Here is a 12,526-nt window from a genome sequence, read left to right on the forward strand (position 1 = left end):
AGAACGACATACTCAGGTGACCCGATCACGGCCGCCTCCCCGTCGTCATAGGAGAACAATGTCAGATCCGGTGTTGGTGACCGGTGGTTTTGGGCTGGTGGGATCGCAGACGGTCCGGCGCCTCGCGGCGCTCGGGCGGCGGGTGGTGGCCACCGACCTCGGGACAGACGCCAATCGCAACGCCGCGGCCGCCCTGCCCGACGGCGCCGAGGCCCGCTGGGCAGACCTGACCGACCCGGGTGAGGTCGACAAGCTGCTGAGCGAGGTGGCGCCCGCGGCGATCATCCATCTCGCCGCGGTCATTCCGCCGCCGATCTACCGCAACCCGAAGATCGCCCGCAAGGTCAACGTCGACGCCACCGCGACCCTGGTCCGCGCCGCGGAGAAGCTGGCCTCGCCACCCCGTTTCGTGCAGGCGTCGAGTAATGCCGTCTACGGCGCACGCAACCCGCACCGGTACACCGAGCCGGTGCGCGCGGAGGATCCGCCACATCCGACCGACCTGTACGGCGGCCACAAGCTGGAGGCCGAGGAACTGGTGCGGGCCTCGACGCTGCCGTGGGTGGTGCTTCGCCTCGGCGGTGTGCTGAGCACCGACCCGAAGGCCATGCCGTTCACCACCGACGCGTTGTTCTTCGAGAGCGCACTGCCGACCGACAACCGGATGCACAGTGTCGACGTGCGAGATGTGGCGTGGGCGTTCGCCGCCGCGACCACCGCCGACGTGGTGGGCGAGATCCTGTTGATCGCCGGCGACGACTCCCACAAGGTCCGCTACGGCGATGTGGGCCGGGCGCTTGCCGGCGCCCGCGGCATGGCGGGCGCGTTGCCGCCCGGTCGTCCCGGCGACCCGGACAAAGACGAGGCGTGGTTCGTCACCGACTGGATGGACACCACGCGGGCGCAGGAAGCGCTGGGCTTCCAGCACCACTCGTGGCCGGACATGCTCGCCGAGATGCGCAGCCAGGCGGGGTGGACACGCTACGTGCTGCCGGTGCTGGCGCCGTTGGCCCGGGTGTACATCAAGCGCCACTCGGCCGCCCGCGTCGTGCCGGGCCGCTACTCCGATCCGTGGGCGGCCATCCGGCAGAAGCTCGGCGAGCCCGGCCTCGACCGCCCCTAGAACTCGCCGGTTTCGCCGGTGCCTGACTCAGGCGGCTGCCGGTGGCGGCTGCGGTTCGAACGGTGAGTACCACCACCAGTCAGCTCGTTCGCCGGTGGGCCCGGGACAGGGTGGTACATCGGGTGGGGGTGTTGTCGGGGGTCGGGCCAATGACGCCGAATTCAATTGCTTTCCGTCCCTGTCGGTCACGACGAGGTGCTGCGCAGGTCCGGTGATGGTGATGCCGCCACGGTGATGCATCCGGTGGTGATACGGGCAGACCAGGACCAGGTTGTCCAGCTCGGTGGAGCCGCCGTCCTCCCAATGCAGGATGTGGTGGGCGTGCAATCCGCGGGTGGCTCCGCATCCCGGCACCACGCAGCAGCGGTCCCGGTGCTCCAGGGCCCGGCGCAGCCGGCGGCTGATCTGGCGGGTGTCCCGTCCGGAGCCGATGGGTTGCCCGTGGCGTTCCAACCACACCTCGAAGGTGGCGTCGCACAACAGGAAGCGGCGATCAGCGTCAGTCAACACCGGACCCAGATGCAAAGACGCCACCTGTTCCATGACGTTCACGTGGGCGATCACAGTGGTGCGCTGCCCATGCGGGCGCCGCGCCACCTCGGCGTCCCAGCCGGCCTCGACGAGGCTCATGAACGCATCGACCGTCGTGGGCATCGGCGGCGCCTGCTCGGATGCGCCAGCGGGGTCGCCGTCGCCGTCGGTGTGGTCGCGTTTCCAGTCGGCGACCATCCCGTCGAGATGTGACCGCACGGCGGCGTCGAGCTTCGCCGCCTCCAGGTGCGGCAGCCAGATCCGGTAGCAGGTGCCCTTGTCGTCGGTGGACTTGCTGTATGACGGTGCGGGTTCAGGCCTGGGGTCGGGTTGCGGTTGCGGTTGGGGTGGGGGTTCGAGCCTGATCGCGGTGCGCAACTGGTTCACCGTCGCTGCGGTGACCAACTGGGCGTAATGCGCATCCGAACCCGGCCCGGCCTTCTCGGCGATCACCCCGACCTGATCGAGTGACACCCGACCCTCGCGCAAGAGTTGGGTGCAGCGCGGCAATTCCTCCCACCGCTGCGCGACGGCGGTGACGATTTCAGCGTTCCTCGGTGACGAGCCGGTCTTCCACGCCACCATCGCCGCCACCGACCGCGCGCCCGTCATGCCCCACAACCCGTCGCGGTCGATCTCGGCGACGATCTCCACCAGCCGCCCGTCGATCGCATTGCGTTGACCGCACAACTCCGCGATCTCCTCGAACAACACCGCCAACCGGTCCTTCGGCCTCACCGAAGGAGCGAAAGACGTTGCGCTCGAGGACATGACCCCATCATCGCAGAAGGGTCCGACAAGTAACTGCTGCAGCAACTTCCGTTGCACCGCGCGCTCGCCGATGATCCGCAATGCCGTTCCGCGGCTAAGCCGGGCCCAGCGTCGCGGCGCCCGTCTGCGGATGGCGGTACCAACCGCCCGCGGCATGGGTTCCGCCGTCGACGTGGATGGTCTGGCCGGTGATGTAGCTCGACATGTCGGACGCCAGGAAGACCGCCGCCGAGGCCATCTCGTCGACGTGGCCGGGCCGGCCGAGCGGCACCGTGTGGTTCAGCTTGTCGGGCAGACCGCCGGGAGACATCGCCAGCAGGCCCTCGGTGACGGTGATGTCGGGCGCCAGCGCGTTGACCCGAATGCCGTGCGGCGCCAGCTCGAAGGACGCGGTCTGCGTGTAGTTGATGACACCCGCTTTCGCCGCCGCGTAGGCGGCGTACCCGGGAGCGGCACGCACCCCCTCGATCGACGTGACGTTGATGACGCTGCCCGGCAGGCCCGCCGCCGCCAGTTGCCGCGACACCCGCTGCGTGCACAGCAACACGTGCCGCAGATTCGCCTTGTACAGTGCGTCCCAGCCGTTTTCGCTGGTGTCGAGCAGCGGGGACGGGAACACGCCGCCGGCGTTGTTGACCAGGATCCGCACCGTGCCGAGTGCCGCGGCGGTGCGCTCGAGCGCCGCGTCGACCTGTGCGGCGTCGCGCACGTCGGTGACGACGCCCAGCGCGCCGATCGCGTCCGCTGCAGCCGCGCAGGTGTCCGGATCACGCTCCCAGATCGCGACTCGGGCGCCGAAAGCCGCCAGGCCCGCGGCGATCCCGCGGCCGATGCCCGCTCCCCCGCCGGTCACCACGGCCGTGCGGCCGGTGAGCAGGATCTGCGATGGGTCGATGGTCATGTCTGTGAGCTAACCAAACAGCTCAGCGCGTGACCTTGCGGGGCCGGTGCGACGGCGGTGCGTGCCCGATCACGTCGTCGGCCTCCAGCTCGGCGATCTCCGCCGCGGACAGCCCGAGCTCGGTGAGCAGTTCGACGTTGTGCTCGCCGAGCAGCGGCGCGGGATGGCGATGGAACCGCTGCGGCCCCGGTGAGAGCCGGAACGGCAGCGCACTGTGCGGCGTCGGGTCGTTGACGGGGTGACCGACGTCCTCGAAGAAGCCGCGTGCAGCCAGCTGCGGCAGCTCGGTCTGTCGGTGCGGCTGCATCACCTTCGCTACCGGAACCCCGGCGGACCAGAGTGTTTCGACGACGTCGTCGCCGCTCCGCTGCGCCGTCCACTCACCGAGCCGATCGTCGATGAGGTCGTGGTGTGCCCGCCTGCCCGCGACGGTGCCCAACTCCGCGGCCGTCGCCCACTCCGGACGGCCGAGTGCGTCGACCAGCGCAGCCCACTGTTCGTCGGTGGCGACGGCGACGGCCACCCAGCAGTCCTCGCGGCCGAACTCGTCGATCCCGCTGGTGCGGTACAGGTTCTGTGGTGCGGCGGTGGGGCCGCGGTTGCCCGCCCGCTGCAGCACCGCGCCGTACGCCGAGTACTCGATGACCTGTTCGGCGGCCACGTTGAGGGCGGCGTCCACCATGGCGGCCTCCACCAGCACGCCCTCGCCGGTGCGGCGGCGGTGCTCGAGGGCGAGCAGCAGACCGTTGAGCGCGTGGATCCCGGCGTTCGGGTCGCCGACCGAGTACGGCTCGTTCGGGTTGCGATCGGCATAGCCGGTGAGCCAGCTGATCCCGGCGGCGGCCTCGATGACGTAGGCGAATGCCGGGTTGTCGCGCCACGGCCCGTCCAGCCCGAAGCCGGGCATCCGCACCATGATCGCGTCGGGCCGCAGCGACTGCACCTTCGCGAAGTCCAGTCCGATCTGGTCGAGCACCCGAGGGGTGAAGTTCTCGACGATCACGTCGCAGGTCGGGATCAGCCGGTCGAGCAGGGCGCGGCCCCGCTCGGACTGCAGGTCGAGGGTGAGGCCCTTCTTGTTGGTGTTCAGCCCCGAGAAGATGGGCGAGCGCTCCCACCACTGCGGTTCGGTCGCCGGGATGCCGGCGATCAGGCGCGTGCCGTCCGGATGGCGGGTGGACTCCACGTGGATCACCTCGGCGCCCAGCAGCGCGAGCATGTGCGTGCACGACGGCCCGGCCCAGAACGTCGTCATGTCCACCACCCGCATGCCCTCGAACGGCAACTGCGCCGGAACCGGGGGTACCTCCCGATTGCGGGGGCCGTTCCCGGTGCTCGAGCCACGCTCTTGAGCGCCGGAAATGCCGTTCCGGCGATAGGTCTCGGTGTGTTCGCCGAGTCGCGGGGCGGGCCGGGGCGCACCGACCAGCGGCGGCGACGTCCGGTACGGCGGGCCCGGGCGGTCGAACCCGTCGCGTGGATCGGTGGTGAAGGAACCACGCTCGCGGAAGTGGTCGAGTCCGGTGATGTTGGCGCCGTTGGCCACCGGCGCGTTGGGGATGCGGAACGCGGTGGCGAGGTCGCGGATGTCGTCGACGGCCTGGCTGCGCACCCAGGCGTACAGCTCCTCGGCCTTCTCGTTGGCCTGCTGGGTGATGGACAGCGGCGAGTCCTCGTCGATCCAGTCGTCGTGTCCGGTCATCGCACACAGGTCGAACCACTGCTGCGCGGTGCCGCAGCCGATGTCCACGAGTCCGTCGGCGGCCTGCGCGATGCCCGGGACGGTGAGGCGGCGGGCGTCGCGCCACGGTCGGCCGAGCATCTCGTGGAACGTCACCGGGTAGTAGGTGAGCCCGAGGATCTGCGTCTCCAGCATGGACAGGTCAATAAGGGCGCCGCCGCGGTGCCGCGCGGCCAGGGTGGCGGCGGCGGCGTAGGCGCCGGCGAGGTACTCGCCGACCTGCCCGCCGACGTACACCGGCGCGCGGTCGGCGGCTCCCCGGCCGAGTCCGACGATCCCGCCCGACCAGGCCTGCAGGGTGAACTCGGTGGCCGCCCGGTCGCGCCAGGGTCCGGTCAGTCCGAACGGCGTGATCGCCGTGACGGCGAGCCCGGAATGGCGGCGGTGCACGTCGGCCGGCGCGAAGGCGGGGTGCTCGGCCAGCTCGGAGCCGCGCGACCAGACCACGGCGTCCGCGCCCGCGAGCAGCTCGTGGACGAACTCCGCGTCTGACCCGTCCGTGGGATCGGCCACCACGCTGTGCTTGGAGCTGGCGAGGAAGGTGAACAGCGCGCCGTCCGCCCCGGCGGCGATATCGGCGCCCGAGGCCGACCATCGACGCAGCGGGTCACCCTGCGGCGGTTCGACTTTGACGACCTCGGCGCCGCCGTCGGCCAGCAACTTCGTGCAGTAGGCGCCGGCGATACCGGTGGACAGGTCGATGACGCGGTAGCCGGCCAGCGGCGGCACGCTCACTCCTTCTTCGCGCGGTTCGACTTGCTCAGCCGGAAGTCGGGCGGGAACTTGCTGTCATTGTCGTTCACCGCGCCGGCCAGGCCGCTGCCGATGGCCTCGTGCATGTCGAGGTCGTCGGCGTCGTCGTTGGCCACGCCGCTGCCCATCGACTCGAAGAACGCCGACAGCAGGCTGCCCATGTACTCCCCCTGGTGCTGCTTGAACACCTCGAAGAACAGCTTCTGCTGGAACACCGTGTCCACCGGCCGGTTACGGGCACATGCCCGGGCGTACTTGGCGGTCTCGGCCTCCAGGTCCTCGCGCGCGACCACGCGGTTGAGGAAGTTGCAGTCGTACATCTCCGCAGCCGTGAACGGCCGCCCGGTGAACACCATCTCCTGGAACTTGCGCAGCCCCATCATCTGGATCCAGGTCCACATTCGCGGTCCCCAGCCGTAGTACCGGAACGACGGATGCCCGAAGAGCGCGTCGTCGCTGGAGATCACCAGATCGGCGTCGGCGCACTGATAGAAGTGCCAGCCGTAGCAGTACCCCTTGGCCTCGACGATGCTGATCTTCTTCAGCTCCTGCAGCGGCCGGTTGCCCGCCTGCACGTTGGCGTACCAGGCGCTGATCGTCGCGCCGTTGCGGAAGGTGCCCTTCGGTGGATACGTCACGTCACCGACGCCGTCGTCCTCGAGGCGCAGCTCGGCCAACCGCAGTTCGGGATTGTCGTTGCCCTCCATGAACTCCGGGAGGTCGGCGCCGCTGCCCAGGTTGTCCCCGACGCCGCGGATCACCACCACCTTGACGTCGTTGTCGACGGTGGCCGCGCGGCAGAGGTCGGCGTACCGCAACCGGGCCGCCGACGTCGGAGCGTTGAGGAACTCCGGCCGATTGAACGTGATCGTCGCGATCTTGGTCTTCGGGTCCTTCTCGTAGAGGATGATCTCCTCCGGCGAGGGCCGTTCAGCCATGCGAGACGCCGACCGTCGCACCCGTGTAGGTCGAACTGGTGGTCAGCACCTCCGGACCGGAGTCGGTGACCAGCACGGCATCCCGCTGGAAGACGGCGCCGACGCCCGGCTCCCACACGTACGACGTGACGGCGAGCACCGTCCCGGGGTCGAGCCGTTCGGCGGCAGAGGTGGCCGGCAGATCGGGCGAAACCACCGGAGGGTCGAAACCCAGCCCGAGGCCGTGAGCCACCGGAATGGGTGGCAACGCCTCCCCGGCAGCTTCGTATGCGTCCAACAGAGCGCTGGCGGGTGCACCGGGGCGGCACGCGTCGAGTAGCCGCTCCCACAGGTCATTCGAGCGGCGGTACAGCGTGTCGGCGCCCTTGACCTCGCCGACGGGGTAGGTGCGCCCCACCTCGCCGACATAGCCGTCGGCCAGTGCACCGGCGGCGAGCGCCACCAGATCACCCTCGGCGATCCGGCCGTCGCGGCGTCCGACCCGCCACGCATGCTCGCGCGAAGTGACCCACACCCCGTCCTGGGTGGCCGAGGTGCTGAACCCGCCGGCCGCCATCGCCTCCATGAGCACACCGTTCAGTGCCTGCTCGGTGATGCCGTCGGCGAGCCCGGACACCGCTGCGGCAAGGCCACGTTCGGCAACCGCGAGCGCCCGGCGCAGCACCAGGAGCTCGTCGACGGTCTTGCCCCGCCGCGCTGCCTTCATCGCGATCTCGCCGTCCACGAATTCGGCGTTCGGGAACGACAGGGGCAGCAGCTGCGCGAACGTCGGGGACATGGCGTCGGTACCCACGCGGCGGGCCTCGGCCGCTCCGTCGATGGTCTTGAGCACCTCGATCAGCGTCATCGGATTCCACGCCAGGCCGTAGAGGTGGTCGTGGCCGATCTCCTCCGGTATGCCCTCGTCCCAGCTGCTGTTGAGGTGGATGTCTCCGGTGGCTCGGACCAGTACGCAGATCGGCGCGAACGGCCGGGTGCCGGCGACCCAGAGCTGTGGGGCGCCGGTGACATAGCGGACGTTGGCCTGCCGGCCGAGCACCAGGATGTCGAGGTCCTGCGCCGCCATCTGCGCAAGCACCCGCTGGCGACGGCCGGTCCGCAGGGCCAGGTCGTCGGGAACGATCTCTTCACTCATTTTTGTAGGCCTATCAGTGTCTGCCCGTACGGCGCGTAGGGGTAGTCCGTGATCGATTGACACCCGTCCTCGGTGATCACCACGATCTCCTCACTGCGGTAGCCCCCGGTGCCGTCCTCCCAGATGACGGGTTCGAGCACCAGCAACATACCGGCGGGGAACACGAAGTTGTCGTCGAATTCCTGGCCGAGATCCGTTCCGATCATCGGCATTTCGGCGGCGTTCGTGCCGATACCGTGGCCGAGGTAGAAGTGCGGCAGCCAGGGTTTGGTTCCGCCGTTGGCCTCGATCGCCGCGCGAGCGAGGTCACCGGAGGTGGCGCCGGCCTTCGTCACCGCGAGCACGGCGTCGAGGATGTGGCGCCACTTGGCGAACTGGTCCTGCTGGCGGGGCGTGGGTTCTCGCCCCACGACCCAGGTACGTCCCCAGTCCGAGCAGTACCCCTCGTAGGTGATGCTGATGTCGGTCCACAGCACGTCACCGTCGGCCAGTTCCTGCTGCGTCGGCAACAGCGGCAGTGCCAGATCGCCCGTGGTGGTCCACACCGCGCCACTGTCCCGCGTCGTCGGCATCACCTGCCAGATGGCTTCGATCATGTTCGTGGTGGCGCCGAGCTCGAAGGCGCGGCGGACGAAGTGCGCGGAGAGGTCCATCTGGCGCACACCGGCGGCAAGTGACCCCTGCACATCGGCGACCGCCTCTTCGGTGATGCGGCAGGCCTTCCGGACGGCCGCGATCTGGTCGACCGTCTTGACCAGCTTGGCCGGGCCGATCACCTGCGCCGCGTCCGAGGGCGGGCCGGCAGGAAACAGGCGGTCCGCGGCGCGGCGCATCGCACCGGTGAGTTCGTCGACCGCGATGGTGGTTCCCGGTGGTGCCAGCGCCGCCAACACCCGGCCGAAGTGCTCGACGCCCTCGTCGAATTCGAGGTACAGCGGCCCGTGGACGTGATCGGTCGGCACCTCGGTGTCGAACGCGCTGCCTTCCTTGAAGGGCATGAACAGGTGTGGGTGCTCATCGTCGGCCAGCACGATGGCCACCGGCCGCTCGACATGGGACAGACCCGCATCCAGTAGCGGCCAGCTGGCGCCGGTCGCGTAGACGACGTTGCCGTTGCCCAGCAGAACCAGCGCGCCGACGCCTTTGGCCTTCATGGAGTCCCGTAGTCGCGCACCACATTCGCGGTACATCCGCTCGCGGTCGGGCAGGTCGGGGATGTCGAGCTGCGCGAGTCCGCTCGACGTGGCGAAGGTGGCGGTCATCAGACTCCCAGGAAGTTCTTGATGTTCGAGCTGATGATCTTCGCGGCGTTCTCCGGCCCGACCGCGTCGACCACTGTCGCCAGCGACTTCTCCGAATAGCCGAACGTGCTCTCGTTGTGCGGGTAGTCCGACGACCACATCACGTTCTCGACGCCGATCCGGTCGATGAGTGCCAAACCGAGCGGGTCGACCATGAACGACGCGCTCATGTGGTCGTTCCAGTAGTGGCGCACGTCGTGCTCGAGTTCGTGATTGAACATGTGCCGGTAGGAGGCCAGCATGTGCTCGGCATCCTGCAGTGCGGTGGGCACCCAGGCGATCCCGCCCTCGAACCAGCCGATCTTCAGCGACGGGTGCCGGTCCAGGATGCCGGAGAACACGTACTTGGCAAACTGCTCGCGGAACGAGTCGACGTTGACCATCATGCCGACGACGACGCTGTTGTGCTGGCACGGTGTCTTCGGCGGGGTCTCGCCGATGTGGTGGGCCACCGGCAGTCCGGCCGCCTCGATCTCGTCCCAGACGGCGTCCATGTCGGTGCTGCCGTAGTCGTAGATGTTGCCCTCGTCGTCCTTGCCGGGGTTCAGCGGCAGCAGGAACGTCTTGAGGCCCAACGACTTCAGTTCTTCGAGCGTGCTGCGGGTGCCCTTGGGGTCCCACCAGTTGATCAGGCCGACGCCGTAGAAGTGGCCGTTGCTGCGCTCCTGCAGGTCGGCGATGTGCTCGTTGTAGATCCGGAAGACCCGCTCCCGCAACGACTTGTCGGGATAGTGGAACAGGGCGAGCACCGCGTTGGGAAACGCGAGTTCCTTGTCGATGCCGTCCTCTTTGAGTTCCCGGATGCGGGCCTCGATGTTGTTCGACGCGGCTCCGGCCAGGTCGTCGTACTGCATCAGGACGCGGCCGAAGTCGCCACCGGTCCAGGCCTTGCCCTTCATCCCCACCATGTAGGCGCCGTCCTCGTACCAGATGCGCGGTGCGGCGCCCTTGAGTTCCTCGGGGAAGCGTTCGTAGAAGATGTCGTCGGCCACCGAGATGTGGTTGTCGGCGGAGAAGATCTCGGTGCCTGCGGGGAGACCGACGATGCTGCCGGTCGAGTGGCCCTGCCGGTTCTTGGGTGCGCCGAAGCCTTCGGGCGGGTAGAGGGTGGCTGGTGAGGGAACTGTCGGCGTGGACATCGTTGTCTCCAATCGGGCTGTGGTCGAGGGGTTTAGCGGCCGGTCACCAGGTGACGGGCAGTTCGTAGACGCCGTAGGCGAGCCGGTCGTGCTTGAACGGCACTTCCTCGAGCGGGATGGCCGGCTTCAGCGTGGGGATGCGGCGCAGCAGCGTGTGGAAGACGATCTGCAGCTCGGCGCGCGCCAACTGCCCTCCGACGCACTGATGGCGGCCGTAGCCGAAGCCCAGCTGCTGTCCGGCGCTGCGGGTGAAGTCCAGCCTGTCCGGCTCGGGATAGGCGTTCGCGTCCCAGTTCGCCGGTGCCAGGTCGATGATGATGCCTTCGCCTGCGCGGATCGTCTCGCCGCCGATCTCGATGTCCTCGATGGCGACGCGGCGCTGGCCGTTCTGGATGATGGACAGGTACCGCATCAGTTCCTCGGCGGCGTTCGCGATGAACTTCGGGTCGTCCGAATCACGCAGCAGCGCCGCTTGTTCGGGGTTCTCGAGCAGAGCGAGCACACCGATGCCGATCATGTTGGCGGTGGTCTCGTGTCCGGCGATGAGCAGGCCGGTGCCCAGCTGGGCGGCCTCCTTGACGCTGATCTCGCCCGCGGTCACCCGTTCGGCGAGGTCGGACACCGCGTCCTCGGCCGGGTTGGCCTGCTTCTCCTCGACGAGGTCGATGAGGTACTGATGCAGGCTCATCGCGCCCTTCTGCATGGCGTCCGCGGCAGCGTAGCGGGCCAGCCCGGCGTTCGCGTGCTCCTGGAAGAACTCGTGGTCCTCGTAGGGCACGCCGAGCATGTCGCTGATCACCTTGGTCGGCACCGGGAGCGCGAGCTTCGCGACGATGTCGGCGGGCTGTGGGCCGGCCAGGATCGCGTCGATGCACTCGTCGGTGACCTCCTGGATGGTCGCGCGGAGCGCCTCGACCCGCTTGAAGGTGAAGGGCTTGGACAGCATCCGCCGGAATCGGGTGTGCTCCTCGGCATCCGAGGTGAACACCGAGCGCGGCCGCTTGTTCACCGTGGAGAGCATGTGCTCGTTCCAGTGCGGAAAGCCCTCACGTCGGTCGTCGACGCTGACGCGGGCATCGGCGAACAGTTCACGCGCGACGGCGTGACCGGTGATCAGCCACGGCGTGCTGCCGTTCCAGATCCGCACCCGCGACAGCGGGGTGGACTCGTTCATCTGGCGCATCAGCGATGGCGGCGCGAACGGGCAGCGGGCGTCGCGTTCCATCGGGTAATCGGGGATCTCGGCCGCGACGTCGGCCTCGGTTCCGGTCAGGGTGTCCGACATGGTGGGTGCTTCACTCCTCGATGTGGATGGCCAGCGCCGGGCAGGCTGCCGCCGCGTCGCGGGTCGGTCCGGCCAGGTCGGCCGGCGGGCTGTCGACGAGCAGGACGACGACGCCGTCCTCGTCTCGCTGGTCGAAGACGTCCGCGGCGTTCAGCACGCACTGGCCGGACGACACGCACTTGTCCTGGTCGACGGTGATCTTCATCAGGGTTCCTCGGAGACCGGGGCCAGCCACAGCCCGACGATCGCGTCGATCAGGCCGGACGCCGCCCCGGACCAGGACGACCGTGGCACCCCGGTGCCCTGCGCCATTCCGCGTTCCCGGTCGGCGCAGCTGTGCATCAACAGGTTGCGGCCCATGACGTTTCGTTCCGCACGCACATCGGCGGGCAGTTCCGGCAGGCAGGCGGCGATGCCGTTGATGACCTCGACGAGTGACGCGGACGACAGGGCGTCCCTGACGATCATGCTGTGGTAGGCCGGGTCGGTCATCACCTGTGCGGCGAACCGCGCGTACCAGGTCGGGTTGCCGAGCGCCTCGAGATGGTCGGTGAGCGGGCGCACCAGGCAGCTGACCCAGTCCCGCATGTCCGGCGCGGGCCCGAGGTCGGCGACCATCTTCTCGCGCAACCGCTCGATGGGTCCGCGGTGCTTCTCCTCGATCGCGCGGACCAGGTCGGCCTTGGTGCCGAAGTGGTAGCCGACGGCGGCGTTGTTGCCCTGCCCGGCGGCCTCGCTGACCTGCCGGTTCGACACCGCGAAGACCCCGTGTTCGGCGTAGAGCCGCTCGGCCGCCTTGAGGATCGCCTCCTGGGTACCGCTGGCCCGGTCGGCGCGGGCAACTCTCGCAGTGGTCACGTTCATAGTGAACCCGGTCACAGCCTTTAAGTCAAGCGACTGATTTATGG

Annotated in this window: 11 protein-coding genes; 1 reads left to right on the plus strand and 10 read right to left on the minus strand. The window is 68.8% G+C overall.

The genetic code is table 11. The annotated features are described in order from the left end of the window. The first annotated feature begins 58 nt into the window (after positions 1-58). Positions 59-1,123 (plus strand): NAD-dependent epimerase/dehydratase family protein, encoded by a 1,065-nt coding sequence (locus tag ACPCHZ_RS26585; RefSeq protein WP_423487490.1) that lies wholly within the window; start codon positions 59-61, stop codon positions 1,121-1,123. A 27-nt stretch (positions 1,124-1,150) separates the two neighbouring features. Here the strand turns inward: ACPCHZ_RS26585 and ACPCHZ_RS26590 are convergent, their stop codons facing one another. The 10 genes from ACPCHZ_RS26590 to ACPCHZ_RS26635 all read right to left on the minus strand — a co-directional run bounded on the left by ACPCHZ_RS26590 (position 1,151) and on the right by ACPCHZ_RS26635 (position 12,482). Then, the gene (locus ACPCHZ_RS26590; protein WP_423487491.1) at positions 1,151-2,425 is read right to left on the minus strand and encodes an HNH endonuclease signature motif containing protein; all 1,275 of its coding nucleotides are present in this window, start codon (positions 2,423-2,425) and stop codon (positions 1,151-1,153) included. 94 nt (positions 2,426-2,519) lie between these two features. Then, the gene (locus ACPCHZ_RS26595) at positions 2,520-3,326 is read right to left on the minus strand and encodes an SDR family NAD(P)-dependent oxidoreductase (RefSeq protein WP_423487492.1); all 807 of its coding nucleotides are present in this window, start codon (positions 3,324-3,326) and stop codon (positions 2,520-2,522) included. A 22-nt stretch (positions 3,327-3,348) separates the two neighbouring features. Further along, on the minus strand, positions 3,349-5,796 hold the full coding sequence (locus ACPCHZ_RS26600) for a CoA transferase (protein ID WP_423487493.1): 2,448 nt from the start codon (positions 5,794-5,796) through the stop codon (positions 3,349-3,351). A 2-nt stretch (positions 5,797-5,798) separates the two neighbouring features. After that, complete coding sequence (locus ACPCHZ_RS26605; RefSeq protein WP_364984408.1) at positions 5,799-6,758, minus strand: enoyl-CoA hydratase/isomerase family protein; 960 nt, start codon at positions 6,756-6,758, stop codon at positions 5,799-5,801. Continuing rightward, positions 6,751-7,893 (minus strand): M24 family metallopeptidase, encoded by a 1,143-nt coding sequence (locus ACPCHZ_RS26610; RefSeq protein WP_423487494.1) that lies wholly within the window; start codon positions 7,891-7,893, stop codon positions 6,751-6,753. The genes ACPCHZ_RS26605 and ACPCHZ_RS26610 overlap by 8 nt, the downstream gene beginning before the upstream one ends. Continuing rightward, positions 7,890-9,155, minus strand: coding sequence for a M24 family metallopeptidase (locus tag ACPCHZ_RS26615; RefSeq protein WP_423487495.1), 1,266 nt, complete (start codon positions 9,153-9,155; stop codon positions 7,890-7,892). The genes ACPCHZ_RS26610 and ACPCHZ_RS26615 overlap by 4 nt, the downstream gene beginning before the upstream one ends. Then, the gene (locus ACPCHZ_RS26620; protein ID WP_364984402.1) at positions 9,155-10,333 is read right to left on the minus strand and encodes an amidohydrolase family protein; all 1,179 of its coding nucleotides are present in this window, start codon (positions 10,331-10,333) and stop codon (positions 9,155-9,157) included. Before ACPCHZ_RS26620 ends, ACPCHZ_RS26615 begins: the two co-directional genes overlap by 1 nt. Positions 10,334-10,376: 43 nt before the next feature. After that, on the minus strand, positions 10,377-11,618 hold the full coding sequence (locus tag ACPCHZ_RS26625) for a cytochrome P450 (protein ID WP_423487496.1): 1,242 nt from the start codon (positions 11,616-11,618) through the stop codon (positions 10,377-10,379). A 10-nt stretch (positions 11,619-11,628) separates the two neighbouring features. After that, the gene (locus tag ACPCHZ_RS26630) at positions 11,629-11,823 is read right to left on the minus strand and encodes a ferredoxin (RefSeq protein WP_269893559.1); all 195 of its coding nucleotides are present in this window, start codon (positions 11,821-11,823) and stop codon (positions 11,629-11,631) included. Next, on the minus strand, positions 11,823-12,482 hold the full coding sequence (locus tag ACPCHZ_RS26635; RefSeq protein WP_423487565.1) for a TetR/AcrR family transcriptional regulator: 660 nt from the start codon (positions 12,480-12,482) through the stop codon (positions 11,823-11,825). Before ACPCHZ_RS26635 ends, ACPCHZ_RS26630 begins: the two co-directional genes overlap by 1 nt. Between the last annotated feature and the right edge of the window lie 44 nt (positions 12,483-12,526).

The sequence above is a fragment of the Mycobacterium sp. NPDC050041 genome (assembly GCF_049541695.1).
Classification (GTDB): domain Bacteria; phylum Actinomycetota; class Actinomycetes; order Mycobacteriales; family Mycobacteriaceae; genus Mycobacterium.

Excerpts from the sequence above, each read along its gene's own strand:
- ACPCHZ_RS26635 (WP_423487565.1), bottom strand. The coding sequence starts at position 12,482 with ATGAACGTGACCACTGCGAGAGTTGCCCGCGCCGACCGGGCCAGCGGT.
- ACPCHZ_RS26630 (WP_269893559.1), bottom strand. The coding sequence starts at position 11,823 with ATGAAGATCACCGTCGACCAGGACAAGTGCGTGTCGTCCGGCCAGTGC.
- ACPCHZ_RS26615 (WP_423487495.1), bottom strand. The coding sequence starts at position 9,155 with ATGACCGCCACCTTCGCCACGTCGAGCGGACTCGCGCAGCTCGACATC.
- ACPCHZ_RS26625 (WP_423487496.1), bottom strand. The coding sequence starts at position 11,618 with ATGTCGGACACCCTGACCGGAACCGAGGCCGACGTCGCGGCCGAGATC.
- ACPCHZ_RS26595 (WP_423487492.1), bottom strand. The coding sequence starts at position 3,326 with ATGACCATCGACCCATCGCAGATCCTGCTCACCGGCCGCACGGCCGTG.
- ACPCHZ_RS26610 (WP_423487494.1), bottom strand. The coding sequence starts at position 7,893 with ATGAGTGAAGAGATCGTTCCCGACGACCTGGCCCTGCGGACCGGCCGT.
- ACPCHZ_RS26590 (WP_423487491.1), bottom strand. The coding sequence starts at position 2,425 with ATGTCCTCGAGCGCAACGTCTTTCGCTCCTTCGGTGAGGCCGAAGGAC.
- ACPCHZ_RS26585 (WP_423487490.1), top strand. The coding sequence starts at position 59 with ATGTCAGATCCGGTGTTGGTGACCGGTGGTTTTGGGCTGGTGGGATCG.
- ACPCHZ_RS26605 (WP_364984408.1), bottom strand. The coding sequence starts at position 6,758 with ATGGCTGAACGGCCCTCGCCGGAGGAGATCATCCTCTACGAGAAGGAC.
- ACPCHZ_RS26620 (WP_364984402.1), bottom strand. The coding sequence starts at position 10,333 with ATGTCCACGCCGACAGTTCCCTCACCAGCCACCCTCTACCCGCCCGAA.